A 26,779-nucleotide genomic window follows, 5' to 3' on the forward strand; every position below is an offset into this window, starting at 1 on the left:
GATGGGGGCCAAAAAGAAAAAACAAGTCGACAAGGAGTTTAAACTCTCCAGTTGGGCCATTGACAACCCAACGATCATTTATGTAATGATCGGGATCTTCCTGGTCTTGGGTGGAATGGCGTACAACAGCATGCCGCGTGAAAATTTCCCAGAAGTAAATGAGACCAAAATCTATGTATCGGTTCCTTATCCTGGGAACACGGCAGAAGATATTGAGCGTTTGATCATTGATCCTTTAGAGGACAAGATCAAGAACATCTCTGGGGTAGTAGAATACCTTTCCACTTCTCAAGAAGACTACGGGATCATTACCGTAGAATTTGAAGAGGACATTGAGGTTGAACTCGCCAAACAAAAGGTAAAAGATGAAGTAGACAGTGAGGTTGCCAATGAAGACTGGCCAACCTTTAACGGCGCCAAAGTGGAGCCGAATGTCTTTGATCTGAGTCTTTCAGAAGAGATGCCGATCCTCAACGTGAACATCAAAGGAAACTACACCGTTGAGAAGCTTAAAGAGTATGCGGAGTACTTGCAAGATGAGATAGAAGACATCAAGCAGATCAAAGCAGCCGACATTCGTGGAGCTCAAGACAAAGAAGTAGAAGTTGGGGTAGACATCTATAAAATGATGGCTGCCAAAGTGAGCTTTGATGATGTCATCGGTGCGATCAGAAATGGTAATATGACCATGTCTGCAGGTAACATGATCACCAGCGGGCAGCGCAGAACCATTCGTATTCTTGGAGAGATCGACAATCCGTCTCAGCTGAGAAACTTTGTAGTGAAATCAGAAGGTGGAAACCCAGTGTATCTGAGTGATATTGCTGATATCCGTTTTAAAGAAGAAGAGAAAACCACCTACGCCCGTGAATACGGAGATAATGTGGTGATGCTAGACGTTAAGAAGCGTTCAGGGAAAAATATGATCGCTGCCGTTGAGCAGGTTGATGAAATTTTAGCCCGCGTTGAGCGCGGCGAGACTTTGATCCCAAGAGACGTTTCGATCAGTAAATCCAACGATCAATCAGAAAAGACCGTAAACCAAGTGAGTGACCTGGTGAACAACATCATCTTTGGTATTATCCTGGTAGTTGGGGTCTTGATGTTCTTCCTCGGATTTAGAAACGCACTCTTCGTAGGATTCGCGATCCCAATGTCTATGTTCATGTCCTTTATGATTCTATCCGCCTTAGGATATACCATGAACACCATGATTCTCTTTGCCCTAATTATGGGTCTGGGTATGCTGGTGGATAATGGAATTGTGGTAGTTGAAAACGTGTATCGTTTGATGGATGAAGAAGGAATGTCCCGCATCCAAGCGGCCAAGAAAGGTATTGGGGAGATCGCCTTCCCGATCATCATTTCTACGGCAACTACGGTTGCGGCCTTTGTACCGCTAGGAACCTGGCCGGGGATCATGGGAGAATTCATGATCTACTTCCCGATCACGCTATCGGTTGTACTGGGATCCTCCTTATTTGTAGCGATCTTTATTAACTCCATGCTGGTTTCTAAATTCATGGAAGTTGGTGAGCGCAAACTAAGCCGTAAACAATTGATCCGCTTGACTGCCATTATGGTACCGCTTGGACTGATCATTTATTTCATGGCACCACCAATCAAAGCCTTCGGAACCCTAATGATCTTTACCGCAGCCATGTTCTGGGTGTATCGTTACGTGCTAAAGGGTGCTGCAAATACCTTCCAGAAAACGTTCTTGAAATGGTTGGAGCGCAAGTATCAAAACTTCTTGTCTTGGGCTCTTACCGGAAGAAAACCTGTAGTGTTTATCGTTGGGATCTTTGCGCTATTGATCGTGACCTTTATGGGCTTCGGAGCCTCTATTGGAAGTGGTCGTACGGCTGTGGAATTCTTCCCGGACAACACGCCGAACCAGATCATTGTATACATCGAGTATCCTGAAGGAACCGATATTGATAAAACAAACGCCATCACTCAGGACATTGAGAAGGTCGTTTATCAAGTGGTCAATGAAGATGAATATCAAGACGGAGATTACAACTTCTTGGTAGAATCTGCTGTATCTCAAGTTGGAGAAGGCGCTGGTAACCCAAACACTGACGGTGGTAGTAGCGCAGAAATGCCACACCGCGGAAAGATCACCGCTACCATGCGCGAGTACAAATTCCGAAGAAACAAAGATTCAGAAGCCTTGCGCAAAAAGGTGCAGGAAGCTCTTAAAGGACGCTACCCTGGAGTATCGATCTCTGTGGAGAAAGATGCTGTTGGACCTCCAGCGGGATATCCGATCAATATTGAATTAGAAGGAAACGATTATGAGGAGTTGATCGCCGCTGCAGAAAAGTTGCGCACCTATATCAATACCAAGAATATTGCGGGTATTGATGAGCTTAAGATCGATGTAAACAAAGGAAAACCTTCCATGCAAGTGGCCGTTGACCGTGAAAAAGCGGGAGAACTTGGAGTCGCTGTAGGTTTGGTTGGAAATCAGTTAAGACGCTCACTCTTTGGCGAGAAGGCTGGTGTCTACAAAAAGGACGGAGAGGATTATGACATCTATGTGCGTTTTGACAAGAACGACCGTTACAATACCTCTGCCCTATTTGATCAGAACATCACCTTTAGAGATCAAAGCACTGGACGCGTGAAGGAGATTCCGGTTTCTGCAGTTGCTCAGCAACGCAACACTTCATCCTTTAGTGCCATCAAACACAAGGATGCTAAGCGTGTGGTTACTGTGTACTCTGCTTTGGCTCCAGGATTCGTAGACGCTGGTGCTGTTGTGGGAGAGATTCAAACGCAAAGTGCGAGTTTCTTAGAAGCTGAGATCCCAAAGAACATCAAAATTGACTTTACAGGTCAGCTAGAAGAACAAGCCAAACAACAAGCCTTTTTGAACTTTGCCTTCTTGGCCGGTTTAGGGCTAATCATGTTGCTGTTGATCTTCCAGTTCAGCTCAATCTCAAAACCGACGATCATCATGATCGCGATCTTCTTGAGTTTCATCGGTGTGTTTGGAGGTATTTTAATTACTGGAGCTTCCTTTGTAATTATGATGACCATGATGGGAATTATCTCTCTGGCGGGAATTGTAGTAAACAACGGGGTGGTACTACTGGATTATACCCAGCTGCTTATTGACCGCCGTATGGTGGAGAAAGATTTGGAAGACAATGAGTACTTAGACAAAAAAGAAGTTCAGGACCTAATTGTACAAGGAGGTCGCGCGCGTTTGCGCCCGGTTATCCTGACTGCGATCACCACAGTACTCGGATTGATTCCATTGGCCATTGGGGTAAATATTGACTTCTTTAACCTCTTTGCAAACTTTGATGCGAACTTCTATCTAGGAGGAGACAACGTGATCTTCTGGGGACCACTTGCTTGGGCAGTGATCTACGGACTGATTATTGCAACCTTCCTTACTTTGATCATTGTGCCGCTACTATTCTATATCATCTATAGAATCAAAACGCGCTTGGCAAATTGGAGAAGTGGCAGAAAACAAAAGAAGGCTACTGTAGCAGTAGATACCGCTGCTTAGACGAACCTAAAGTTTAAAATTCTCAAAAGCCAGACTGCATAAAAACGGTCTGGCTTTTTTGTGCCCTTTAAAGCCGTCAATGTGGCTAATCTTCTTAACTTTGCAGCGCAAAATTTTAAGCAATGTACAGATCACACAGATGCGGCGACTTGCGCGCACAACACATTGGAGAAGAAGTTGTTTTGTCCGGATGGATACAAAAGATCCGTGACAAAGGGTTTATGGTTTGGGCAGACTTGCGCGACCGTTATGGAATCACGCAGCTGATCTTTGACCAAGAGCGCAGCACAAGTGAGCTCATGGAACTTTCGCGTACCTTAGGTCGTGAATTTGTAGTGCAGATCAAAGGAACTGTGATTGAAAGAGAAAGCAAGAACCCGGATATGCCTACGGGAGATATCGAGATCTTGGTTGCAGAAATGACCGTACTCAATGATGCACAAACACCTCCTTTTACCATTGAAGATGAAACCGATGGTGGTGAGGACTTGCGCATGAAGTACCGCTACTTGGACATCCGCAGAAACCCTGTGAAGAACAATTTGATCTTCCGTCACCAAATTACTAACGCGGTTCGCAACTATTTGTCCGCTCAAGATTTTGTAGAAGTAGAAACTCCTTATCTCATTAAGTCCACTCCAGAAGGAGCTCGTGACTTTGTGGTACCAAGCCGCATGAATGAAGGGCAGTTCTACGCCTTGCCACAATCTCCGCAGACCTTTAAGCAGTTGCTTATGGTTGGTGGATTGGATAAGTACTTCCAGATCGTGAAGTGTTTTAGAGATGAAGACTTACGTGCTGACCGCCAGCCGGAGTTCACTCAGATTGACTGTGAAATGTCCTTTGTAACTCAAGAGGACATTCTAAATACCTTTGAAGGTTTGACCCGTCATCTTTTAAAAGAGATCAACGGGGTTGAAGTTGGAGCGTTCCCACGAATGACCTTTGACGACGCTATGAAGCGTTACGGAAACGACAAGCCAGACATTCGTTTTGGAATGGAGTTTGGCGAACTTAACGATATTGCTCAGCACAAAGAATTCAACGTTTTCAATTCCGCGGAATTGGTTGTTGGAATCGCTGTGCCCGGAGCGAACACCTTTACTCGTAAAGAGATCGACAAGTTGATCGATTGGGTGAAACGTCCGCAGATCGGTGCCAAAGGAATGGTATATGTACGTTGCAACGAGGACGGAAGTTTCAAATCTTCTGTAGACAAGTTCTACGATCAGGCAGACCTTGCCGCTTGGGCAGAACGCACTGGCGCAAAAGCTGGAGATTTGATCTGTGTGCTTTCTGGAGACCTCAATGCTACCCGCGCTCAGATGAGTGCCTTGCGTATGGAACTGGCAGAACGCCTTGGTTTGCGTAAAGCTGACGAATTTGCTCCACTTTGGGTAGTTGATTTCCCACTTTTGGAGTGGGATGAAGAAACCGAGCGTTATCACGCCATGCACCACCCGTTTACTTCTCCAAAACCAGAACAAATTGAACTTTTAAAGACCGACCCTGGTGCTGTAAAGGCCAATGCTTATGACTTGGTGTTGAACGGAAACGAGATTGGTGGAGGATCTATTCGTATCCACGATAAGGCCACTCAGGCAATGATGTTTGATTACTTAGGATTCACTCCAGAAGAAGCAAAAGCACAGTTCGGATTCTTGATGAACGCCTTTGAATACGGAGCACCACCTCACGGAGGTATTGCTTTTGGTTTAGACCGATTGGTTTCTATCTTAGGCGGACAAGAGACCATCCGTGATTTTATTGCCTTCCCTAAAAACAACTCAGGCCGTGATGTGATGATCGATGCTCCTGCACCGATTGACCCAGAACAATTAGACGAGTTGAGCCTAGCGCTTAACTTGAAGGAATAAGCAATCTCCATGGTGCTTTTTCAGCGCATACTACTACTGGCTGTAGTGGCAACCATTGCCACTGGGTTCTATTTTAAATCCAGCGATGAAGCTTTTGGTGATCTTTTGATTGGCTGCGGATTGGTAGCAGGATTTTTTGTACTGATGCCTCTTTTTATCTACTCGCGCTACAACGGAAGAGACTTGTCTCGCTATATGCTCAGCGAAGAAAACATCAAACGGATGCGTCGCTATCAACTGGGCGACGAGGAAGAGTAATTAGTTCAAATTTCTACGCTCCACAAAGAACTGCTTGAGTAAAGTAGCCGCCTCTTCTTCTAAAACACCTCCAGTGATTTTAGTTTTGGGATGCAATTTGGTCTTTAAGTTGATACAACCGCGTTCCATATCTCGAGCTCCATAAACGATTCGAGAGATCTGACTCCAATAGAGCGCTCCTCCACACATCTGACAGGGTTCTAAAGTGACATAGAGGGTGCAATCGTGCAAGTATTTACCCCCCAGATAATTTGATGCAGCCGTTATGGCTTGCATTTCCGCATGCGCGGTTACATCAGTAAGAGTCTCGGTAAGATTGTGAGCCCGCGCAATGATTGTGCCTCCAGCGACAACAACGGCTCCAACGGGAATTTCGCCTTTTCGATAGGCCTCATGAGCCTCCTGCAAGGCTTTTTTCATGAAATAGGTATCGTCAAAAGGTTGTAACATGGAAGCAAAAGTACGATTTCACAGCAATTAAAGGGAGCAGCTCTTGGAGCTTTCTTATTTTTGTAATTGTGAATCATACTTTGCTTCCACATATTGACACACCCGCTGATCTGCGAACACTTGACCGCAAACAACTGCCTGATCTAGCGACGGAACTTCGTGATTTTATCCTAGATATAGTGGCTGCAAAAGCAGGGCACTTAGGGGCGAGTTTAGGAGTTGTAGAACTCACCATTGCTTTACACTATAGCTTCAATACGCCAGACGACCAATTGGTTTGGGACGTGGGGCATCAAGCTTATGGTCACAAGATACTTACCGGCAGAAGAGCTATTTTTCACACCAACCGACAGCTTGGTGGTATCAGCGGCTTCCCAAAACGCTCAGAGAGTCCTTACGACACCTTTGGCGTTGGCCATAGCAGCACAGGAATTTCTGCAGCCTTAGGTATGGCTATAGCCAGCAAGCTGTCGGGGAATCTTGATCGTCAACACCTGGTGGTTATTGGAGATGCTTCTATTGCTAGTGGGATGGCCTTTGAAGGCCTGAATCACGCTGGAGTGACTGATGCTAATCTATTGGTAGTTCTTAATGACAACGCCATTGGGATCGACCCTTCTGTTGGAGCGTTAAAGGAATATTTACTCAAAGCCACTTTGAGCAATACGCCAGAACAAGACAATATTTTTGAAGCCTTAAACTTTACATATAAAGGCCCCGTAGACGGGCATGACTTTGACGCTTTGTTAGATGCTTTTGAGCAACTCAAAAACGTCAAAGGACCAAAGCTTCTGCACGTAATCACCAAAAAAGGGAAAGGCTTGGCGCAGGCAGAAGCCGATCAAGTGACCTATCACGCTCCGGGAAAATTCGACAGAAAAACTGGAGAGCTGCTCCCGAAATCCGCAGAAAAGCTTCCTCCGAAATTTCAAGATGTGTTTGGCCATACTATAGTTGAATTGGCTGAAAAGGATGAAAAGATTATTGGCATTACTCCTGCCATGCCTACGGGAAGTTCTTTAAAATATATGATGGAGGCATTTCCTGAGCGCGCCTTTGACGTTGGGATTGCAGAGCAACACGCTGTGACCTTTGCAGCAGGACTGGCCACACAAGGGTTTAAGGTCTTTTGTAATATCTATTCGACCTTTTTACAACGGGCTTATGACCAGGTAATTCATGATGTTTGTCTGCAACAGCTACCAGTGATCTTCTGTTTGGATCGCGCGGGTGTTGTGGGAGAAGATGGCCCGACGCATCACGGTATTTTTGACTTGGCTTATTTGCGCTGCATTCCGAACTTGATCATTTACGCCCCAGCCAATGAAGCTGATCTGCGCAACATTATGCATACTGCAGCTCAAGGTCTAGAAAACCCTATTGCGATTCGATACCCAAGAGGACGCGGTGAGGTAATTGATTGGAAGAGTTCTTTAGAAAAGCTTGAAATAGGTTCTGCAAAAACCATTCAGAGTGGTGGTAAAATTGCAGTACTGAGTCTTGGAACTGTACTGACTGATGTGATAGAAGCAGCAAATAAGGCATCGCAAAATGTGAGTGTTTATGACCTGCAGTTCTTGGCGCCATTAGATCATCAGTTATTGGAATCCATTTTTGAACAGTACGATGTGCTGATCACCGTAGAAGATGGCGTGGTCTCGGGTGGATTTGGATCCGCAGTGACAGAATTCGCCGCTTTAAAGAAAGCTCAACTGACTATTGAATGCTTGGGTATTCAAGACCATTTCCCGGAACACGGCAGCATTGCAGAGCTTAAAGCCGCCTCTGGTTATGACAGTGATTCCATCCTAGCTGTTATAGAATCCTACTTAAAATAAAGCCATAAAAAAAGGAGCCCAATTGGACTCCTTTTCTTTTATATTATCGCTTGTGATTAACGCACCACAAAGCGCTTAACACTTGAGGTTCCTTGTGACTCGATCTTCACAAAGTACATGCCCGAAGACAAGCCTTGGTAATCCATAGTCACTGGAGATCCAGCGTTGATTGTTACGTTCTTTTGATCTACCAAACGTCCGTCCATTCCGTAAACAGTTAGGGTTGATTCCCCGATAGCTGTATTGCTTTCTAGGTTAAACAAACCGTTTGAAACTGTTGGGAATACTACGATCGCATCTAGAGGACTCTCAAAGTCGTTCGTTGAAAGCGTAGCGAATTTATTGGTAAACATTCCACGACCGTGCGTAGAAGCCAAGATCAAGTTGTCTGATTCTCTTAGGTCAAGATCCAATACGCGAATGTCCATCATTCCGTTATCTGAAGCAAACCAAACTGGGCTCGCTGCTGTAATGTCATCTGTAGACCAGATTCCAAGCTCGGTACCAATGATCACCTCTTGTGGCGCCAATGGGTTCTGAAGGATACATTTTACTGGGATATCCGGTAAGTTTCCTTCTTTGTTTTCCCAAGTCACACCAGCATCTGGAGAGTACCAAACACTGTTCACTCCGTAGTTGTGGAAGGTAACGAATAGCTCGTCCTCAGTCTCTCCGAATTCTATATCAGAAACACTACCTACAAATCCAGGACCAGTGATCTCATTCCAAGTTGGAGTTGCATCAGCATTGTCCAAACGCAAAACTTTACCCGTAGCTGTTCCAACGAATAGTGTAGAAGAAGCTGTTGTAAATGGCGATACTTTGAACGCTGTTGGAGGCGAGTTATCGATAAGTGCGTTATCCAAGTTGGTAGTCACCGCAGAAGTAGTTCCTAAAACGTAACGCTTAATAAGCTCATTACCTCCGGTTTGTCCATTAGAATAAAGAATGTCTAAGTTTCTATCCAAACCAGCTTGGTTGATAAATACTCCTTCTCCACTATCGATCTGATAACCTGCTCCTGTAAATGGAATGCGCACGTAAATGTGAGAGTTTCCAGGGAAGGTTGTGATCACGTAGTTAGGCACATCATCATAATCAGTGAATCCACCATCACCACCTAAACGGTCAATGAAGTTTCCTGTTCCTGCAGTTGCATTGTCTCTAAATAAGGTACCGTTATCCTGTGTACCTCCCGCAAGATCATCACCAGAAGCATCGTTCGGGCTAATGGTTCCATAGTAGAACTGAGTCACGTTCAAGTTTCTCAAACGCGGTAAAATAGCACCAGAGTTTCCAGCAGCAGTACTCAAAGAGGCTGCATAGTAAGTTCCTCCATCAGTACCAGTTAAAGACTCGTTAGGGAATCCTGGACGGAACTCCATCTCATGAACATCTGCGTGTACGAATGGTACTGTAAGTGTATTTAGGTTTGGATTGTTAGACCATTTAGAGATCTGCTCCCAGTTGTTTCCACCATCTGTAGAACGGTGCATATCAATACCTCCTACATAAATGATATCATCATCAGTTGGATCTACCGCAAGCATCAAGTCATAGAAAGATTGTCCACGCGTATAGTCATTAGCAGGAATACCTAGATCGGCATCGTTAGGCAGGTTGGTCGTAGTAAAGGTATCCCAACCGTCTGTGGTTTGGAAGATACGGACTGGAGTAGTTCCAGTAAGTCCTTGTGCTACGGCGTACATTTTATCAGGATCGGTCCCAGAAACGGCGATCTGTGTACGGTTAGAAGCCGTCAAAATGGTTTCAATTTCCCAAGTATCTCCGTCTGTTGTACTGAAAATGCGTCCACCCAATCCGGCATTGAGAAATCCAGAACGAATTCCTCCAAAGTAAAGCTTCCCATCGGCAGCAACTTCAAAATCATTGGGGATTCCATAGAAGGTGTTTCCAAAGTATGGGAATTCAAAAACCGATTGTTCCACACGAGACCAAGTAGCTCCGTTATCGGTAGACTCATAAAGACCTGCATTTTGCAGACCAAGAACGTTCACTGGGCTGGAAGAACCTCCACCTCCAGAACCAACATATCCAGTAGAGCCTACACCTGCGTAGATGTGTACATCTCCGTCTGGATCTTCCCAGGCTTTGATGTCATTAATATAGAATAAACCAGAACGCAGATCGTTTCCTCCAGCAGTGGTGTCACCACCACCGGCAAGAGTTACGTTTAAGCGAACCCAGTTCTGACCTCCATCGGTCGATTTATAAATTCCGTTACCGTTGGCAGCTCCTTGCGTGTACTGCTCCCCAGTTCCGATATACATTACTTGTGGATCGGTTGGATCAAAAGTGATGGAAGAAACCGCAATGTTTCCTGGAACTCCAGAAACCAATTCCCAGTTGGTTGAACCACTGGTCACATCTTCATTCACATACAAACCACCACTCACACCACCAGCAAAGGCGCGTCGAGCATCCGGATCGTTTGGATCCCAAAGGATCATACGTACACGTCCAGAAATATTGAATGGTCCACGCTCTTCCCAAGCGTTATCTTCAGCACTTCCCGGAGAACGGTCAGGACCAAATTGTTCCACCAATTGATCATAGGTGCGGAACATACGCTCTGGAACTGGCACCCCTAAACTAGGGTCCATGGTGTATAAAAAGTCTTGTTCGTTAAAGGCATTTGGCGGCAAACCAAGGGCACGACGCTCTTTCTTGCCTAAGTTCATGGTCTCGTTGAAAGGGTGATTCATCAAAAAATCCTCGTGCTTTTTGCGCAAATCAAGAATTTCTTGAGAAACCTGCTCACCTTCTGGGGAGAACTCAGTAGAAGCGTACCAAGCCAGTCCAGATGCGGCAATTGCCCCTACTATAAGTAATTTCTTTTTCATATTAATAGGTTTTAGCTTTTAGGTATTTCCCGTTAGAGAAACAGTTTATAAAGATAAGGCTTTATCGCCCTACAGTCAAGACCCTTAAAACGAACCGTTTCCAGTCATTTTTTTGAACTGATTGTGGGCATTACCATCGGTTAAGGAAGCGACGTAAGAACAGGCCAAAAGCAGTCTTTCATACAAATCCATGCTTACGTAGTCGTGCTCCTCTTTGAGGCCTTTCAATAAAAGTCCATCATAATTGGTTCCTTCCCCATTTAGATCACGCACTAGCGCATCGGTATACTTTTGAAGCAGCGTATTCAAGATGGAATAACCCATGATCTCTTTACCTACTACCTCATCACTGCGATACACTTTTTTAATGCTGATGTCAATGATATCACTGATCTGCGCTTCATAACGGCTTTTGTCCAAAAGTCCGTGGTGGAACTCCCCGCGGAGGATGATCTCTTCATTGTCTAAAAAGACGGCCACAGCCTCGCTAATCAAAGTATTGATAGCTAAGGCACGCAAATAAGCCAAACGCTTGGAAGTGGATTGCAGCGCCGCGTATTTTTTAGTTTGAATATTGTCTTTGACCAAATTGATCAAGAGCTCCAAGGCCATTTCTTCCTCAATGAGTCCAAGGTTAATTCCATCTTCAAAATCGATGATGGTGTAGCAGATATCATCCGCAGCTTCTACCAAAAAGGCCAAAGGATGACGGTGAAAACGCATGTCTGCTCCATCTTTAGCAATCAAACCTAAAGTAGCCGTTACATCTTTGAACACGCCCAAGTCTGATTGAAAAACCCCATACTTTTTATCACTGATCTGTTTGGTAGGTTTTTTTGGCAGTGATTCTTTAGGGTATTTCATAAATGCACCCAAAGTGGCGTAGGAAAGCCTAAGCCCTCCCTCCTGACCTGGGAAATCTTCTGTGATGATCCTAAAGCCGTTGGCATTACCCTCAAAATCTATCAGATCTTGATACTGCTTGGGAGTCAATTGATCCTTGTATTTAAGACCGGCCCCTACTGAAAAGAACTCCCCTATCGCCTTTTCTCCAGAATGCCCAAAGGGTGGATTCCCAATATCATGTGCCAAAGCTGCAGCCGCCACTATGGCTCCAAAATCGTTGAACGTATAGCCATGAACCTTTTCTAAGGCGGGGTATTTTTCCAACAAAGCTCTACCGGCCAATCGACCGAGGGAACGCCCAACCACAGACACTTCTAAAGAGTGTGTCAAGCGGGTGTGGACAAAATCGGTCTTGGACATGGGAATGACCTGGGTTTTGTCTTGTAAACTTCTAAAAGGTGCTGAAAATATGATGCGATCATAATCCACTTCAAAGCCCAAACGGGTTGGATCTTGCTCAATTCTGAGGCGTTTATTGGTATCTCCGTAACGTTTTAGTGACAGTAATTGTTCCCAGTTCATCGGTAAAATTTGACCTCCGAAAGATACACAAAATGCAAGGTTAATTTATCGTAAAGAAGCGGTGGTGTTTTCAATCTTTAATTAACATTTGGCTAACGCTTTTGTAGCACTTATTTAAAAGGTGGTTAACGCCACCTTTACAAAGTAGCGGTTTCTTTGTCGCAAGAAATTTTACAGTCGTAATGAAACAAATTACCTCGATATTACTGCTGCTATTTACCTCCATCACGATAGCGCAGACCGGATCAGTAGTAGGAAAACTAACTGACAAAGACTTTAACAACGAACCGCTTCCCTTTGCCAACGTTATTATTAAAGGAACCTCTACGGGTACAACATCAGACATTGATGGCCTTTATGAGTTGGATAATTTGGAGCCTGGTGCTTACACCATCCAATTCAGCTACGTTGGATATGAGACCCTAGAATTTGATGTTACTGTAGAAGGTAACCGAGTTACAACCTTAAATGTACCAATGGGTGCAAGTGCAGCTGCACTAGACCAAGTTGTAATTACAACAACACGAAAAAGAGAAAGCGAAGTTGCCCTTTTGATCGAACAAAAGAAGGCAACCACAATTATACAAAGTATTGGTGCCCAAGAATTAGCCAGAAAAGGGGTGGACAATGCTGCCGAGGCTGTTGCCCAGATCTCTGGTATTTCACAGCAACAAGGAAGTAGTGATGTGTTTGTGCGCGGATTGGGAGATCGCTATCAGAACACAACCATGAATGGTTTATCACTGCCGTCAAACGACGTAAACAAAAAGAACATCAACCTGGATCTATTTCCATCAGAAATCATTGAGAGTGTTGGTGTTTCTAAAGCATATAACAGTTATTTCTTCGGAGACTTTAGTGCGGGTAACGTAAACATCGTTTCTAAAGAATACAGCGGACCTGGATTCTTCAACGTATCGATCAATTCCGGATTCAATTCTCAAGCGATTGGTGAGGATTTTGTACGTTCAGAAGGACCAAGTCTTTTTGGATTCTACAACCGTTACGGAAACGATCCTTTTGCTGTAGTACTATCTCACGGAGTAGACCCTCAGGATGCAGAAACAAACATTCCTTTTGCAGGATCTATTGAAGGAGGTTATTCTTTCAACATTGACGACAACCAGCGTTTGAGTTTCTTTGGAACCGCCGTTTTCAGTAACAGTTACGAGTACTTAAACGGTCCAGCAATTGACTTTACCAATGATGTGAAGATCCGTTTTCCAGAAGCTGAATGGTATGATTATGATACGAATACAGCTCTTATGGGATCGATCCTTTACAACAATAAAGCCGGCCACAAACTTAAGCTGACCTCTTTATATTCAAATACTTCTTCTGACGAAGTGAGCTACTACGGTATTGGTGGAAACGGTTTTAACCGTGACGGATTCTCCAACAACGGAGATGGTGGATTCTACCAGATGAACGTACAGTTCAACCAAGAGATGATCTTTGTGAACCAAATTAACGGTACCCACAAGTTTGGTGACACTGTTGATGAAAACGGTGAGAAAAAATGGCTTTTGGACTGGGGATTTGGATTCAACAAAGTGTTCTCTGACGAACCAGATAGAAAGCGTATCTCTTTAGAAGATTACCAATTTACTCTAGACACTGATCCTGCTACAAACCCAATCTTCTACGATAATATTGCCTTTGACAATCAGCGTTTCTTCCAGAGTATTGAAGATGACGAGTTGAACAGCTATTTCAACTTGAATTACAAGGTGAATGACAATATCAACATCACCATGGGATATAACGGCCGAACTAAGGAACGTCGTTTCAACAACTGGAGATACGGTTATGAGATCTTAGACAAACTGAACAATCCGGTAACTGATGTTAACAATCTAGATCCATTCTTCAGCGCCGTGAACATCAACATTCCAGAAGGACGTGGTTTATGGAACTTAAATGTAGCACGCCAGCCGTTAGGCTTGGATGTTACTTTGGGCTTGGTTAACCGTCCGCAACCCTATGAGAATACCTACACCGGTAATTTAGATATTCACGCCGGATTGCTTACTGCAGATATCCAAGTAGGTGACTTATTGATCGTCCCTGGTATCCGCATAGAAAACTGGGAACAAACCATTGTTTATGACGTAATCAACCCTGTACCAACTGATACCGGATTTCGTGAAGCCAAGGAGAATCTATTCTTCCCAAGTTTAAACTTGAAGTACGCGGTAAACGAAGACATGAACTTACGTTTAGCTGCTAGTCAAACCGCTTCTTTCCCAGAATTCAAAGAAGTTGCAAACTTTGTATATGAAGGAGTAACCCAACGTGTGGGTGGTAACCCTGACTTGCTTGGAAAGGCCGATGGAACTGGAGTTTCTTACTCTGAGATCTTCAATGCTGATTTCAAATATGAGTGGTTCCCAAGCCGCAGCGAGCTGATCGCCTTTGGAGTATTCTACAAGTCGATTCAAGACCCAGTAAACCGAGTAGTGGCAACAGATGCTACTGGTAACCAGCGTTTCTTTAGAACTGGAGACGAGGCGACTGTATTCGGAGCTGAGATCGAATTCAGAAAAAACATTTTACTAGACGAAGACGATAAACCACTTTTCAGTGTTGGTGGTAACTTCGCTTATAACAATACTAATCAGGATCTTAAAGCGGTACAGACATCAGAAGGATTCACCTTTGGTACTTCCTTCGGTAACCGCACAGAATCTGAGCTTCAAGGTGCCTCTGAGTTCATTGTGAACGCAGACGTTAACTATTCACCAACCTTTGGAACCTATAACCCAAAGTTCACAACCACTTTTTCTTACTTCTCTGACAGAATCTTTGCCTTGGGAAGTGGAGACCTTGGAAACATTGTAGAAAAGGCAGTACCTCAATTGAACTTTGTGTGGAGAAACGCATTTGGCGATCACTTCGAGGCTAACCTAAGCGTTGGAAACATCTTGAACCCGAACGTAACCCTGATCCGTGAAGGAGCAGGAACAAACAACCCACTTTTAACACCGTTTGACCTTGTAAATGCCAACGGAGACGTGACGCTTTTTGAGTGGAAACGCGGTGTAAACTTTGGACTATCTCTTAAATATAAACTATAACAATCTTTTTACTTTAAAACTTGAAAATGATGAAAACCAAATTCTTCTTAATAATCGGTTTGCTTGGTTTAGTTCTTGCTTCTTGTGAGAGCGACGACACCGCTGATATTATCATCGAAGACAACCGCGTTGACAACAGCGTGACGAACAACAACAACGGAACTACCGACCCCACTGACGACGGTACAACCGGTGCTGTAGTAAACCTTTCTGGAGTTTACACTGAGGACCTTACTTTGGACTGTGATACTGAGTATCGTGTAACTGGACCAGTTCTTATTGCTGATGGTGTTACTTTCACTATCTGTGCTGGTACTACTATTGAAGTAGCTCCTGTAGGAGTTAACGCTTATATCGCGATCCTTCAAGGAGGTATGATCATGGCAGACGGAACTGCTGATGCTCCTATCGTATTCACTTCTGCTTCTGATACTCCTGGTTCAGGTGACTGGGGAGGTCTTGTAATCTGCGGACGTGCTCCAATCAACTCAACTCCTGACGGTTCTGAAGACACTTCTACTACTGAAGTAGGTGGTCTTTCTTACGGAGGAAACACTCCTGGTGACAACTCTGGAGTATTGCGTTATGTACGTGTTGAGTACGCTGGTGGTGCTATCGATGGTAACTCTGAGCTAAACGGGGTATCTCTTTACGCTGTAGGTTCTGGAACTACTATGGACTTTGTACAAGTTTACATCGGTTCTGATGACGGATTCGAATTCTTTGGAGGAACTGTAAACGCTAGCCACTTGGCAGTAGTTGGATCTGAGGATGACTCTATCGACTGGACTGAAGGATTTACTGGATCATTGACTGATGTATACGTGAAGCACCTAGCTGACCACGATAAAGCTTTCGAATGTGACGGATACAACACAGACTTCTCTAACGAAGGTGGATACTTCTCTGCTCCTGACGTAACTAACGTAACTATCGACGGTGACGCTGGAACTCTTGGAGAGGCTGTACGTCTACGTGCTGGAACTCAAGGAATCTTCACCAACTGGGTGATCAATGACTTTGATGAAGGATTCGATCTTGACGGTGATGACGCTGACAACCCAACAGGACAAGGTGTACTAGATGGTACTCTTGCTGCAATGGATGTTACTTTCAACAACGTTGGTCTTAAGATCAAAAACGATACAGGTTTTGCATGGGACGATGCTGATTTCCTAACTGGAGACGGTAACGGAACTGGTACTGACTTCGCCACTTGGGGTGCAGGTTGGGCTCGTGACTAATTCCACAACCTTTCAACAATAAAGTAAAAAAGGCTCCCATTGGGAGCCTTTTTTCTTACACTGTTTTAAAATCAAAATTAATTGGTGGTAACCACACGAGTATCTTGCATGGTCCATGTATTTACCTGAGCAATAGTATTGTTGCTATAGGTTACTTCTTTTAGTGTTTCTCCTTGGTAGAACATCCAAGTACCAACACGTTGTCCTTTGTTGTATTGTGCGATGGCTGTACGATTCCCATCGGCATCATAACTGATCCACTCACCGTGTAACTTACCGTCCTTAGTATAGAAACCAGTTTGAGCGATCTCGCCATTATCGTGAAACAAAGTGGCCTCAATAAGACCTTTCTTTTCTTTGTAAATATTTTTTGGTGCTTCTTGAGCAAATACGTTAGTCCCAAGGAATACTAAAACTAACATGAGGGCAATCTTCTTCATATCTTAGGGCTTTAATGATTAATAAATTCATTACAAACATAACATTATTTTTACTTATACGCAACATTCCCATAACATTAAATTAACATTAAGACTGCAACATACTGTTTTTTAGGGTTTTAGACTTTGTTTATTTTGATAACATTGACATCCAACATAAGCCAATACTGCTTTTAGCTCCCCATCATCAGCACCAATGTCCGGCGAAAAACTACACTCATAACGTTGGGATAACATTTGATTCTAAAATAAATTCCATTTTTGTTTTCTATTATCGCAAGTCTTTATGGGTGATATATATTTATTCATGCTAATCGCATTGGCTATTCTGGCCATCGCAGATTTGGTAGTTGGTGTAAGTAACGATGCCGTTAACTTTCTAAACTCCGCCATCGGCTCTAAAGCCATTTCCTTTAAAACCATCATGATAGTTGCCAGTGTGGGTATCGCTTTTGGAGCCCTGTCTTCTAGCGGAATGATGGAAGTAGCTCGAAAAGGAATCTTTGTTCCCGGAGAATTCTATTTTGACGAGATCATGGTCATTTTTATGGCTGTTATGATTACGGACATTCTCTTGTTGGATTTTTTTAATACTCTAGGGCTTCCCACGTCCACTACTGTGTCTATTGTCTTTGAATTACTTGGAGCAGCGGTGTGCATGTCTCTTATCAAGATCAGTAAGTCCGGGGAAGAATTATCATCTCTTAGTAATTATATCGCTTCTGAGAAAGCGACAACAATAATATTAGGTATACTACTCTCTGTAGCCATTGCTTTCACTATAGGAGCATTAGTACAGTTTGTCACTCGATTCCTTTTGTCATTTAACTTTGACAAACGTCCAAGTTGGGCTGCCGCAATCTTTGGCGGATTGGCAACTACCTCTATCGCCTACTTCATCATAGTAAAAGGATTAAAAGGAGCTGATCTTTTACCAGAAGCTTTCAATGCTTGGGCTCAGAATAACTTCTACCAATTTATTGGAGCCAACGCTGTTGTTTGGACGCTAGTCTCCTACGCATTAACCCAATTCTTCAAGGTCAACGTTTATAAATTCATCATTGTACTGGGAACCTTTGCTTTGGCCATGGCCTTTGCCGGGAATGATTTGGTGAACTTCATTGGAGTTCCAATGGCTGCGTACGAATCATATCTAGTTTGGGGAGACTCTAATGTAGCTCCAGAAGCCTTTGCCATGACCAGCTTGTCTCAGGCGGTACGTACAGAACCTTTATTGCTGCTATTAGCGGGAGTTATTATGGTGTTGACGCTTTGGTTTAGTGAAAAGGCTCGTCGCGTGGTGAAAACTTCTGTGGATCTTTCTCGTCAGGATGAAGTTAAAGAACGCTTTAAACCGAACTGGCTTTCCCAAAATCTGGTACGATTAGCCATTGGACTGAACCGCGGTTTTACCATGGCTTTACCAGAAGGTGCAAGAAACTCCATCAGCAAGCGCTTTGCTCCTACGGTAAAGAGTAAAATACTAGATAAGGAAGCACCTGCTTTTGATATGGTTCGGGCTGCAGTTAACTTAGTTGTGGCCTCGGTACTGATCTCCATTGCCACAGGTCTAAAATTACCGCTCTCTACCACCTATGTGACCTTCATGGTGGCTATGGGAACTTCTTTGGCTGACCGCGCTTGGGGAAGTGACTCTGCCGTATATCGTGTTGCTGGGGTGATCAACGTAATTGCCGGTTGGTTCATGACAGCCATAACAGCCTTTATTGCTGCTGCTATTATGGCGGCACTGATCTACTATTTTGAGTGGGTAGCTTTAGTCACCTTATTGATCTTAGCCTTTGTACTTATTGCCAGATCTTACTTGCGTACAAGCAGAAATACGAAAGAGATTCGTGAAGAGCTGGAATTCAAAATGGCAGAAAGCACGTCCGTAAAAGGAGTGATTGAAGAGTCTGCCAATAACGTATCCACCGTAATGAAACGCGGATCACAGATATTAAAAAGATCGTTAGACTCATTAGCCAGACAGAATTTAAAAGACCTTAAAAAGGCGCGCAATGACGCGGAGAGCCTCTCTGATGAGATGGACGACCTGAAGAATCACATTTTCTTTTACATCAAAGGCTTGGACGGCAGTTCTGCCGGAGCCACACGCTTCTATTTGATGGTTCAAGATTCCTTGGAGGATTTTGTACAGTCTATTGGGTTTATTGCAAAGACCAGTCACAAACACGTCAAGAACAATCACCAAGGATTGACCTTTAATCAGATTCGTGACTTGAAACAGATTGAAGAAAGACTCTTGGACATGTTTGCCAAAGTAAAGGCCAACTTCGACGCTATGAACTTGGATGAACTTCCAAACCTCATCGCAGAGAAACAGGAATTTGATACTTATATCTCTAGTGATATCGAGAAACAGATCCAACGCACCAAACAACCAGACAGTAGCGCGCGCAACACTACGCTTTACTTCAGTCTTCTTTTAGAATGCAAAGATCTTGTAGAGACCACTGCGACTGTTTTAGAACAGTACTACAAAGAGTGGGAGATCACTAAGAAACCAGAAATTCTATAATGCGTTTACTGCTTGCTCTTTTATTGCTTCCTCTGTTTAGTATAGCCCAACAGCTCACTGGGGAACAATTGCTGGAGCGTGCGATTGCGTATCACGATCCGCAGGGCAATTGGGAAACCTTCAATGGGACACTTTATGTGACGATGGAAACGCCTAATTCTGATGCCCGAAATAGCGAGATCCAAATTAACTTGCCACAAGAGTATTTTAAGGTGATCGCTACACAAGGGGATCAAGAAACCTTATACCAAATTGATCGCGGAGCCTGTTCCATTGGACTCAATGGCGATATGGACTTAACGCCAACCGAGCTCAAAGAAAACAACCTAAGCTGCGAGCGCGCTACGCTTTACAAAAACTACTACACCTACCTCTACGGACTTCCTATGAAGCTCAAAGATCCTGGAACTTATGTCGATCCTGTTGTTTCGGAGGTAAATTTTAAAGGAAAGACCTATTTGCGGCTAAAAGTTACCTATGATGAAACCGTAGGTACGGACATTTGGTTCTTTTATTTTGATCCGACCACCTACGCCATGGAAATCTACCAATTCTACAAGGGAGATCCAGAAGACAAGGGCAAAGACACCGGAGAGTATATTTTACTTTCTGATGAAATTGAGATCTCCGGCATTAAGATGCCTAAAGATCGCGCCTGGTACTACAATAAGGGCGATAAGTATTTGGGGACCGATCTTCTTCAAAAAGACGGTTTTACAAAGAACTAGGCCGATCTGCAAATAGTTTTCAGCTCCAAACGATTGATTCTCGCGAAAAGCAGCCAACAGAGCGTTAAGAGGTAAAATCTTTTCAGATTTCAAAATTTTCAGTAAATTGGAATCCTCAATCCATTGATCAGCCACTCTTTAAAGCTAAATAAGAGTGCGTAAAAGGCAATCCCCCCACGCCTGTTAATTGCAGTAATAGCAAACCATCATTGCTCTTATTTATCCTATTGCTGCACGGAGAAGTATCACCTAATACTCATGATCATGGCAGAACAAAAGAGTTTAGTCCTGAACAAAGTGCCGAGTTCAATTTCTATTAATTCTAAGGCATTGTATCAATCCTTCAAGAAAGAAAAGGAGATTCGTGAATTATTTGACAATGCACCAGACATGTTTTTTGCAGTCGATGCATCTGGAAATATCATCAACGCAAACAAAGAATTACTCAGCAAATTGGAATATGATGATTTGAGTGAAATACTTGGAAAAAGTGTGCTTGATATTGCCCCTGGATTTACTCCTGAGGAGTTAGAACGGGATATGAAAATATTACTAAGCGGTAAGAGACTTCGAGACGAGAGTCGCGTGGTTGCAACCAAAACCGGCAAAAAAATCCCTATTCGTATCAACGCCAATCCCTTTTTTGATAATAAGGGCAACCTAACAAGCGTAGTGGCAAGCTGGCGCGATGTAAGTCAGCTCGTTGAAATGGAACACAAACTCAAGGACCAGAACATGGCCTTTGAACAGGTCTTAGAATCTACTTTGGCTGGTTACTGGGATTGGGATATGACCACCAATGTCCAATACATGAGTCCAACCTTTAAAAAGATGTTCGGCTATGAAGATCACGAAGTGCCAAACTGCCCAGATTGGTGTAAAGGGAATTTACATCCGGATGATCTCCCTGGTGTTTTAAATATATTTAAGGCACACGTTGAAAGCAAAGGAGTTGTTCCTTTTGACAACGAAGTACGACATTTTCACAAAAATGGAGACATTGTTTGGGTATGGTGTAAAGGAAGAGTTATAGAATGGGATGAAGAAGGGAACCCGCTGCGAATGGTTGGCAGCCATGTGGACATAACCAATCTAAAAACCCTCGCCAACAGCAACAAACAGCTAGAACGCTTTGCCTATGTAGCCAGTCATGACCTGCAAGAACCTTTACGCACCGTTATTGACTTCGTGAATCTGTTTAAAGAAGATTATGGAGCTCAGCTTGATCAGCAAGCTACCACCTATCTCAATTTCATTGAAACAGCATCCATAAGAATGGGTGTTCTAATTAAAGGGATATTGGCGTACTCAAGAGTCAATGAAAATTCTTTAAAAGAGCTTGTAAACTTTAAAGATCTGATCGATGACGTACTGAGCGATCTAAAACTGAAAATTGATCAAACTCAGGCCAAAATTGACGTTAGCAAGATGCCTCAGTTCAAAGGCCATCCAGCAGAATTACATTCGCTATTCCTCAATTTGATAGGCAATGCAATTAAATTTACCGACAAGCGGGCTCAACCAGAAATAAAAATCACGGCTCATAAAAAAGCAGATTACTATCAGTTCGCTATTTCAGATAATGGAATCGGGATTGATCAAAAGAATTTTGATAAAATATTTGAAATCTTCAAGCGCTTGCATTGCGAGGAGGATTATGACGGAACCGGAATTGGCCTGGCGCACTGCAAGAAGATCGTAGAAATGCACGGTGGTAAACTTTGGGTTGAATCCCAGCTTGGAAAAGGAAGTACTTTCTTTTTTACGCTCAAAATATAGCAAATGATGGATCGTATACATGTACTACTACTAGACGACAATAAGGCTACAAATTTTCTACATGAGCGCTATTTAGACCGTCAAGACCGTATTGGCAATGTCATAGCCTTTCAAAACGGAAAAGATGCTCTGAAACATTTGAGCCATAGCAATGAGTATCCTGATCTGATAGTATTGGACATAAATATGCCTTGCATGGATGCTTGGGAATTTTTGGAGAAACTCAGAACAATAGAATTAGTTCAAAACCCAACAATCCTTTTACTCACTACAACGATCAGTCCTGAAGATCAAAGAAAGATGGAGAACTATCCTGAGGTAAGTAATATTCTCTATAAACCGCTTGACCCGGCAGCAATCCAGCTGATTCTAAAAGATTATTTTCCGGCTCAGATAAGTACTAATTAGAGACAAAAAAAGACTCCCTTTTGAGGAGTCTTTTTTCAATCAACACTTAAAACAAATCTTAAGAACCGCACATCAAGCAGTCGTCGTCTTCGTCGGCATCTCTACTCTTAGCCAACATTTCACGCAACTCCTGAGGCGTCAATGGCTTGTCTGTTGCTGCTGCAGTAACGGTACCTACGGCCGCTTCCTGAGGCGCAGGAACAGCTTCCTTTGTAGTGTTCTTAAGTGTAAATTTGATCGCGTCTACGGCACTCTTAGTACGTAGGTAGTACATTCCCGTTTTAAGACCGCTCTTCCAAGCATAGAAGTGCATTGAAGTAAGCTTCGCCATATTGGCGTTCTCCATAAACAGGTTCAGTGACTGAGACTGATCAATAAAGTATCCTCTGTGTCGGGACATATCAATAATGTCTTTCATACTGAGTTCCCAAACAGTTTTATACAATTCTTTAAGGTCTTGAGGGATCACATCGATGTGTTGAATAGATCCGTTAGCACGCATGATCTCTTCTTTTAGATCGTCATTCCAAAGGTTAAGCGCAACAAGATCCTCCAAAAGGTGCTTGTTCACTACAATGAACTCTCCAGACAATACACGACGCGTGTAAATGTTAGAAGTATACGGTTCAAAGGCCTCATTGTTTCCTAAGATCTGAGAGGTAGAAGCTGTTGGCATCGGAGCTACTAACAAAGAGTTTCTCACTCCGTGCTTCTTCACATCCTTGCGCAATTTGCCCCAATCCCAACGTCCGCTAAGCTCTTCATCTTTGATGTTCCAAAGGTTGTGTTGGAACAATCCTTCAGAGATCGGAGATCCTTTATAGGTCTCATAGGCTCCGTCCTTCTTAGCCTCTTCCATCGATGCAGTTACCGCAGCAAAGTACAAGGTTTCAAAGATCTCTTGGTTGAGTTTCTTAGCCTCTTCACTGGTAAATGGCAATCTTAATTTAATGAAGGTATCTGCCAATCCTTGAACACCCAAACCAACCGGACGGTGACGGAAGTTACTGTTACGCGCCTCTGGCACTGGGTAGTAATTTCTATCAATTACACGGTTCAAGTTCTTAGTTACTCGCTTGGTGATTCTAAAGAGCTCTTTGTGATCAAAAGCGCCGTTCTTCACAAACATTGGCAAAGCAATGGAGGCCAAGTTACACACCGCTACCTCATCAGCAGAGGTGTATTCCAAGATCTCTGTACAAAGGTTTGAAGAACGAATGGTTCCCAAATTCTTTTGGTTGGATTTGCGGTTGGCCGCATCCTTGTACAACATATAAGGAGTACCGGTCTCAATTTGAGATTCTAGGATCTTCTCCCAAAGCTCACGCGCTTTGATGGTCTTGCGTCCGCGGTCTTCTGCCTCGTACTGCAAGTAAAGCTTTTCAAACTCATCACTGTGGTTGTCAAACAAGCCTGGACATTCGTTTGGACACATCAACGTCCACTCAGCGTCTTCTTGAACACGCTTCATAAATAGATCTGGAATCCACATGGCGTAAAACAAATCACGTGCTCGCATCTCTTCCTTACCGTGGTTCTTTTTCAAGTCCAAGAAGTCAAAAATGTCTGCGTGCCATGGCTCCACATAAATTGCGAAAGATCCTTTACGCTTTCCTCCACCTTGATCTACATAACGCGCCGTGTCATTGAATACACGTAGCATAGGTACAATTCCGTTAGAAGTACCGTTGGTTCCTGAGATATAAGAACCCGTTGCACGTATGTTGTGAATAGAAAGACCAATTCCTCCCGCAGATTGGGAGATTTTGGCAGTTTGTTTTAAGGTGTCGTAGATACCGTCAATACTGTCGTCCTTCATGGCTAGAAGGAAACAAGATGACATCTGTGGCTTAGGCGTACCAGAGTTAAAGAGTGTAGGTGTAGCGTGGGTAAAGAACTTCTTACTCATGAGTTCGTAAGTTTCTTTTACCGCGGCCATATCTTCCATATGAATACCAACAGATACACGCATCAACATATGCTGTGGACGCTCTGCGATCTGTCCGTTCAATTTTAGAAGGTAAGAACGCTCTAATGTTTTGAATCCAAAGTAGTCGTAACCAAAGTCACGGTTGTAGATGATCGTTGAATCCAATTCGTCAGCATTCTTCATGATGATGTCATACACCTCGTCACTCAAAAGTGGCGCTTTCTTCCCAGTTCTTGGGTTTACATAGGTGTATAGATCAGTCATCACCTCAGAGAAAGTCTTTTTGGTGTTCTTGTGCAGGTTCGATACTGAGATACGTGCCGCCAGACGGGCGTAATCCGGGTGTGTGGTGGTCATGGTCGCCGCAATCTCCGCAGCCAATGTATCCAACTCACTCGTGGTCACACCGTCATACAAACCTTCAATGACGCGCATGGCAACTTTTACAGGATCTACTAATTCATTCAGACCGTAGCATAGCTTTCTTACGCGTGCTGTGATCTTGTCAAACATGATGGGCTCTTTGCGGCCATCTCTTTTAATTACATTCATCTACAACTTCTTTAGTTAATTAGTGCCTAATTTTTAGCAAAACGTAGGTTGGTACGCTAGGTGTAACCCGCGTATAATCAATTGGTTAAAAAAGCTCCGGGCCTGGGGCAGCCCCCTGGAGCGATTTTAGAAATCTGCGTCGAAACTAATCTTGTTAGATTCTTTGTCTTTGTTGGTAACTCCCGCTTTTTGATACTCGGAAACGCGCTTCTCAAAGAAGTTCGTTTTACCTTGAAGCGAGATCATATCCATAAAATCAAAAGGATTGCTGGTGCTGTATTCTTTCTCACAACCCAACTCCACCAAGAGGCGGTCTGTTACAAACTCTAAGTACTGAGTCATCAGCTTGGAGTTCATTCCAATTAGACTTACCGGTAAAGACTCGGTAATAAATTCACGCTCAATATTAAGCGCATCCACAATGATTTCACGGATTCTTTCCTTTGGAACTTTATTGATCAAGTGGTGGTTGTGCAAGTGTACTGCGAAATCACAGTGTACACCCTCATCTCTTGAGATCAGCTCGTTGGAAAAGGTCAATCCTGGCATTAAGCCACGTTTTTTGAGCCAGAAAATCGAACAGAAGGCTCCAGAGAAGAAGATCCCTTCTACAGCAGCGAAAGCGATAAGGCGCTCAGCAAAACTTGGACTTTCAATCCATTTTAATGCCCAATCTGCCTTTTTCTTGATTGCTGGGAAGTTTTCAATTGCATTGAAAAGCTTGTCCTTCTCTTTTTCGTCCTTTACATACGTATCAATAAGTAGCGAATAGGTCTCTGAGTGGATGTTCTCCATCATGATCTGGAATCCGTAGAAAAATTTCGCTTCAGAATATTGAACCTCGTTTACAAAGTTCTCTGCTAGGTTTTCATTTACAATTCCATCCGACGCTGCAAAGAAGGCCAAGATATGTTTGATGAAATAACGCTCATCATCGTTCAATTTGGTTGCCCAATCCGTCAAATCTTGGTGCAAGTCAATCTCCTCTGCCGTCCAAAAACTGGCTTCAGATTTCTTGTACCAATCCCAAATATCGTGGTGTTGGATAGGGAATATTACAAATCGGTCCTTGTTCTCTGCTAAAATCGGTTCTACTGCGCTCATTGTCCGTTGCTTTTTTTAAAATTCGATAAATTTCTCGTTACTCGGGACTAACAAATATGGAAAATTTTAGAACGAATTAGTCGAGAATACGAGCTTGGTTTTCAACAAAGTTTTTAACATCAAAATTTTCAAACTGTTCACATAGTTTTGTTAACAAAATTGATTAATCAGTTTATTATCAGTGTTTTACAAAATTACTGTTGAAGTTATTAACAAACAGAAAACAGACCGTTAATAGCTCGTGAAACCCCAGTGAAACCCGAGTGTTCTAAGGGGTTTTCCTAACATTTCCCTAAGGTTTAGGTAACACGATTTTTAACAGCAACCTTAAACAGAAATTTTTGGTTTGGAAGTCAAATGACCCTCAACTTGCAGAAAAAAAATCACCAAAATGGTGATTTTATCATCCTAAATTCTTCAAAAGAATTCTCAGTAGAATGAAGAAGAATAAAAACGGGATTATGCGTCTTGTGATTTTTGTGCGATTTGATCCAATCCATCAAACCAATCTTGTCCGAATTTTCGAATCAAGGCATCTTTTACAAATTTGTAGACAGGAACTTTGAGCTGCTCTCCTAAACTACAAGCAGTATCACAAATGGGCCAACGGTGATAATTTACTGCAGCAAATTCACTGTAATCGGTTACGCGCACAGGGTATAAATGACAAGAAATGGGCTTTTTGAAATCCACATCGCCTGCATTGTATGCATCTTCTATTCCGCAACTGG

17 protein-coding genes are annotated in these 26,779 nt (G+C 43.3%); 10 read left to right on the top strand and 7 right to left on the bottom strand.

The genetic code is table 11. The annotated features are described in order from the left end of the window. Position 1: 1 nt before the first annotated feature. The 3 genes from ACSLP7_RS13025 to ACSLP7_RS13035 all read left to right on the top strand — a co-directional run bounded on the left by ACSLP7_RS13025 (position 2) and on the right by ACSLP7_RS13035 (position 5,664). Entirely contained in the window at positions 2–3,529 is a 3,528-nt protein-coding gene (locus tag ACSLP7_RS13025) for an efflux RND transporter permease subunit (RefSeq protein ID WP_435579700.1), read from the top strand. A gap of 122 nt (positions 3,530–3,651) precedes the next feature. Further along, positions 3,652–5,406, top strand: coding sequence for an aspartate--tRNA ligase (aspS, locus tag ACSLP7_RS13030; RefSeq protein WP_435579701.1), 1,755 nt, complete (start codon positions 3,652–3,654; stop codon positions 5,404–5,406). Positions 5,407–5,415: 9 nt separating this feature from the next. After that, positions 5,416–5,664, top strand: coding sequence for a hypothetical protein (locus ACSLP7_RS13035; RefSeq protein ID WP_435579702.1), 249 nt, complete (start codon positions 5,416–5,418; stop codon positions 5,662–5,664). On the opposite strand, the gene ACSLP7_RS13040 is transcribed toward ACSLP7_RS13035, so the two are convergent. Continuing rightward, positions 5,665–6,114 carry a nucleoside deaminase gene (locus tag ACSLP7_RS13040; protein WP_435579703.1) on the bottom strand — a complete coding sequence of 150 codons (450 nt, stop codon included), beginning with the start codon at positions 6,112–6,114 and terminating at the stop codon, positions 5,665–5,667. It lies immediately after the preceding gene. A 68-nt stretch (positions 6,115–6,182) separates the two neighbouring features. Between ACSLP7_RS13040 and ACSLP7_RS13045 the strand changes: the two genes are divergently transcribed. Then, positions 6,183–7,952 carry a 1-deoxy-D-xylulose-5-phosphate synthase gene (locus ACSLP7_RS13045; protein WP_435579704.1) on the top strand — a complete coding sequence of 590 codons (1,770 nt, stop codon included), beginning with the start codon at positions 6,183–6,185 and terminating at the stop codon, positions 7,950–7,952. 56 nt (positions 7,953–8,008) lie between these two features. Here the strand turns inward: ACSLP7_RS13045 and ACSLP7_RS13050 are convergent, their stop codons facing one another. Together ACSLP7_RS13050 and dgt are read right to left on the bottom strand one after the other, a co-directional pair. Further along, positions 8,009–10,816, bottom strand: a complete 2,808-nt coding sequence (locus ACSLP7_RS13050; RefSeq protein WP_435579705.1) for a T9SS type A sorting domain-containing protein — start codon at positions 10,814–10,816, stop codon at positions 8,009–8,011. Between the two features lie 84 nt (positions 10,817–10,900). Continuing rightward, positions 10,901–12,244, bottom strand: coding sequence for a dGTP triphosphohydrolase (gene dgt / locus ACSLP7_RS13055; protein WP_435579706.1), 1,344 nt, complete (start codon positions 12,242–12,244; stop codon positions 10,901–10,903). Positions 12,245–12,426: 182 nt separating this feature from the next. On the opposite strand from dgt, the gene ACSLP7_RS13060 reads away from it, so the two are divergent. Both ACSLP7_RS13060 and ACSLP7_RS13065 read left to right on the top strand, forming a co-directional pair. Next, entirely contained in the window at positions 12,427–15,321 is a 2,895-nt protein-coding gene (locus ACSLP7_RS13060) for a TonB-dependent receptor domain-containing protein (RefSeq protein ID WP_435579708.1), read from the top strand. Positions 15,322–15,347: 26 nt separating this feature from the next. Beyond that, a complete protein-coding gene (locus ACSLP7_RS13065) occupies positions 15,348–16,565 on the top strand; it encodes a multidrug transporter (RefSeq protein ID WP_435579709.1) in 1,218 nt (405 codons plus the stop codon). 77 nt (positions 16,566–16,642) lie between these two features. Here ACSLP7_RS13065 and ACSLP7_RS13070 read toward each other — a convergent pair whose 3' ends face one another. After that, positions 16,643–17,005, bottom strand: a complete 363-nt coding sequence (locus ACSLP7_RS13070; RefSeq protein WP_291184127.1) for a toxin-antitoxin system YwqK family antitoxin — start codon at positions 17,003–17,005, stop codon at positions 16,643–16,645. Positions 17,006–17,291: 286 nt separating this feature from the next. On the opposite strand from ACSLP7_RS13070, the gene ACSLP7_RS13075 reads away from it, so the two are divergent. The 4 genes from ACSLP7_RS13075 (at position 17,292) to ACSLP7_RS13090 (ending at position 22,462) form a co-directional block, all read left to right on the top strand. Continuing rightward, positions 17,292–19,547, top strand: a complete 2,256-nt coding sequence (locus ACSLP7_RS13075) for an inorganic phosphate transporter (RefSeq protein WP_435579710.1) — start codon at positions 17,292–17,294, stop codon at positions 19,545–19,547. Continuing rightward, positions 19,547–20,275 (top strand): DUF6503 family protein, encoded by a 729-nt coding sequence (locus tag ACSLP7_RS13080; protein WP_435579711.1) that lies wholly within the window; start codon positions 19,547–19,549, stop codon positions 20,273–20,275. Before ACSLP7_RS13075 ends, ACSLP7_RS13080 begins: the two co-directional genes overlap by 1 nt. A 264-nt stretch (positions 20,276–20,539) precedes the next feature. Further along, positions 20,540–22,054: a PAS domain-containing sensor histidine kinase gene (locus ACSLP7_RS13085; protein ID WP_435579712.1), complete on the top strand. Its 1,515-nt coding sequence runs from the start codon at positions 20,540–20,542 to the stop codon at positions 22,052–22,054. Positions 22,055–22,057: 3 nt separating this feature from the next. After that, positions 22,058–22,462 carry a response regulator gene (locus tag ACSLP7_RS13090; RefSeq protein ID WP_435579713.1) on the top strand — a complete coding sequence of 135 codons (405 nt, stop codon included), beginning with the start codon at positions 22,058–22,060 and terminating at the stop codon, positions 22,460–22,462. Positions 22,463–22,520: 58 nt separating this feature from the next. On the opposite strand, the gene ACSLP7_RS13095 is transcribed toward ACSLP7_RS13090, so the two are convergent. From ACSLP7_RS13095 to ACSLP7_RS13105, 3 genes are all read right to left on the bottom strand, one after another. Further along, complete coding sequence (locus ACSLP7_RS13095) at positions 22,521–24,944, bottom strand: ribonucleoside-diphosphate reductase subunit alpha (protein WP_435579714.1); 2,424 nt, start codon at positions 24,942–24,944, stop codon at positions 22,521–22,523. A gap of 126 nt (positions 24,945–25,070) precedes the next feature. After that, on the bottom strand, positions 25,071–26,048 hold the full coding sequence (locus ACSLP7_RS13100) for a ribonucleotide-diphosphate reductase subunit beta (protein ID WP_272830445.1): 978 nt from the start codon (positions 26,046–26,048) through the stop codon (positions 25,071–25,073). A gap of 459 nt (positions 26,049–26,507) precedes the next feature. Then, a partial coding sequence (locus ACSLP7_RS13105) for a DUF3109 family protein (protein ID WP_435579715.1) occupies positions 26,508–26,779 on the bottom strand: 272 nt, incomplete at its 5' end.

Origin of the sequence: Gilvibacter sp., from assembly GCF_965601605.1 — a bacterium.
Taxonomy (GTDB): Bacteria; Bacteroidota; Bacteroidia; order Flavobacteriales; family Flavobacteriaceae; genus Gilvibacter.

What these genes read in the sequence shown, in the direction of transcription:
- ACSLP7_RS13075 (WP_435579710.1), top strand. Translation starts at nt 17,292, where the DNA reads ATGGGTGATATATATTTATTCATGCTAATCGCATTGGCTATTCTGGCC.
- ACSLP7_RS13100 (WP_272830445.1), bottom strand. Translation starts at nt 26,048, where the DNA reads ATGAGCGCAGTAGAACCGATTTTAGCAGAGAACAAGGACCGATTTGTA.
- ACSLP7_RS13095 (WP_435579714.1), bottom strand. Translation starts at nt 24,944, where the DNA reads ATGAATGTAATTAAAAGAGATGGCCGCAAAGAGCCCATCATGTTTGAC.
- ACSLP7_RS13040 (WP_435579703.1), bottom strand. Translation starts at nt 6,114, where the DNA reads ATGTTACAACCTTTTGACGATACCTATTTCATGAAAAAAGCCTTGCAG.
- ACSLP7_RS13070 (WP_291184127.1), bottom strand. Translation starts at nt 17,005, where the DNA reads ATGAAGAAGATTGCCCTCATGTTAGTTTTAGTATTCCTTGGGACTAAC.
- ACSLP7_RS13085 (WP_435579712.1), top strand. Translation starts at nt 20,540, where the DNA reads ATGGCAGAACAAAAGAGTTTAGTCCTGAACAAAGTGCCGAGTTCAATT.
- ACSLP7_RS13025 (WP_435579700.1), top strand. Translation starts at nt 2, where the DNA reads ATGGGGGCCAAAAAGAAAAAACAAGTCGACAAGGAGTTTAAACTCTCC.
- aspS (WP_435579701.1), top strand. Translation starts at nt 3,652, where the DNA reads ATGTACAGATCACACAGATGCGGCGACTTGCGCGCACAACACATTGGA.
- ACSLP7_RS13035 (WP_435579702.1), top strand. Translation starts at nt 5,416, where the DNA reads ATGGTGCTTTTTCAGCGCATACTACTACTGGCTGTAGTGGCAACCATT.
- ACSLP7_RS13065 (WP_435579709.1), top strand. Translation starts at nt 15,348, where the DNA reads ATGATGAAAACCAAATTCTTCTTAATAATCGGTTTGCTTGGTTTAGTT.
- ACSLP7_RS13080 (WP_435579711.1), top strand. Translation starts at nt 19,547, where the DNA reads ATGCGTTTACTGCTTGCTCTTTTATTGCTTCCTCTGTTTAGTATAGCC.
- dgt (WP_435579706.1), bottom strand. Translation starts at nt 12,244, where the DNA reads ATGAACTGGGAACAATTACTGTCACTAAAACGTTACGGAGATACCAAT.
- ACSLP7_RS13050 (WP_435579705.1), bottom strand. Translation starts at nt 10,816, where the DNA reads ATGAAAAAGAAATTACTTATAGTAGGGGCAATTGCCGCATCTGGACTG.
- ACSLP7_RS13090 (WP_435579713.1), top strand. Translation starts at nt 22,058, where the DNA reads ATGATGGATCGTATACATGTACTACTACTAGACGACAATAAGGCTACA.
- ACSLP7_RS13060 (WP_435579708.1), top strand. Translation starts at nt 12,427, where the DNA reads ATGAAACAAATTACCTCGATATTACTGCTGCTATTTACCTCCATCACG.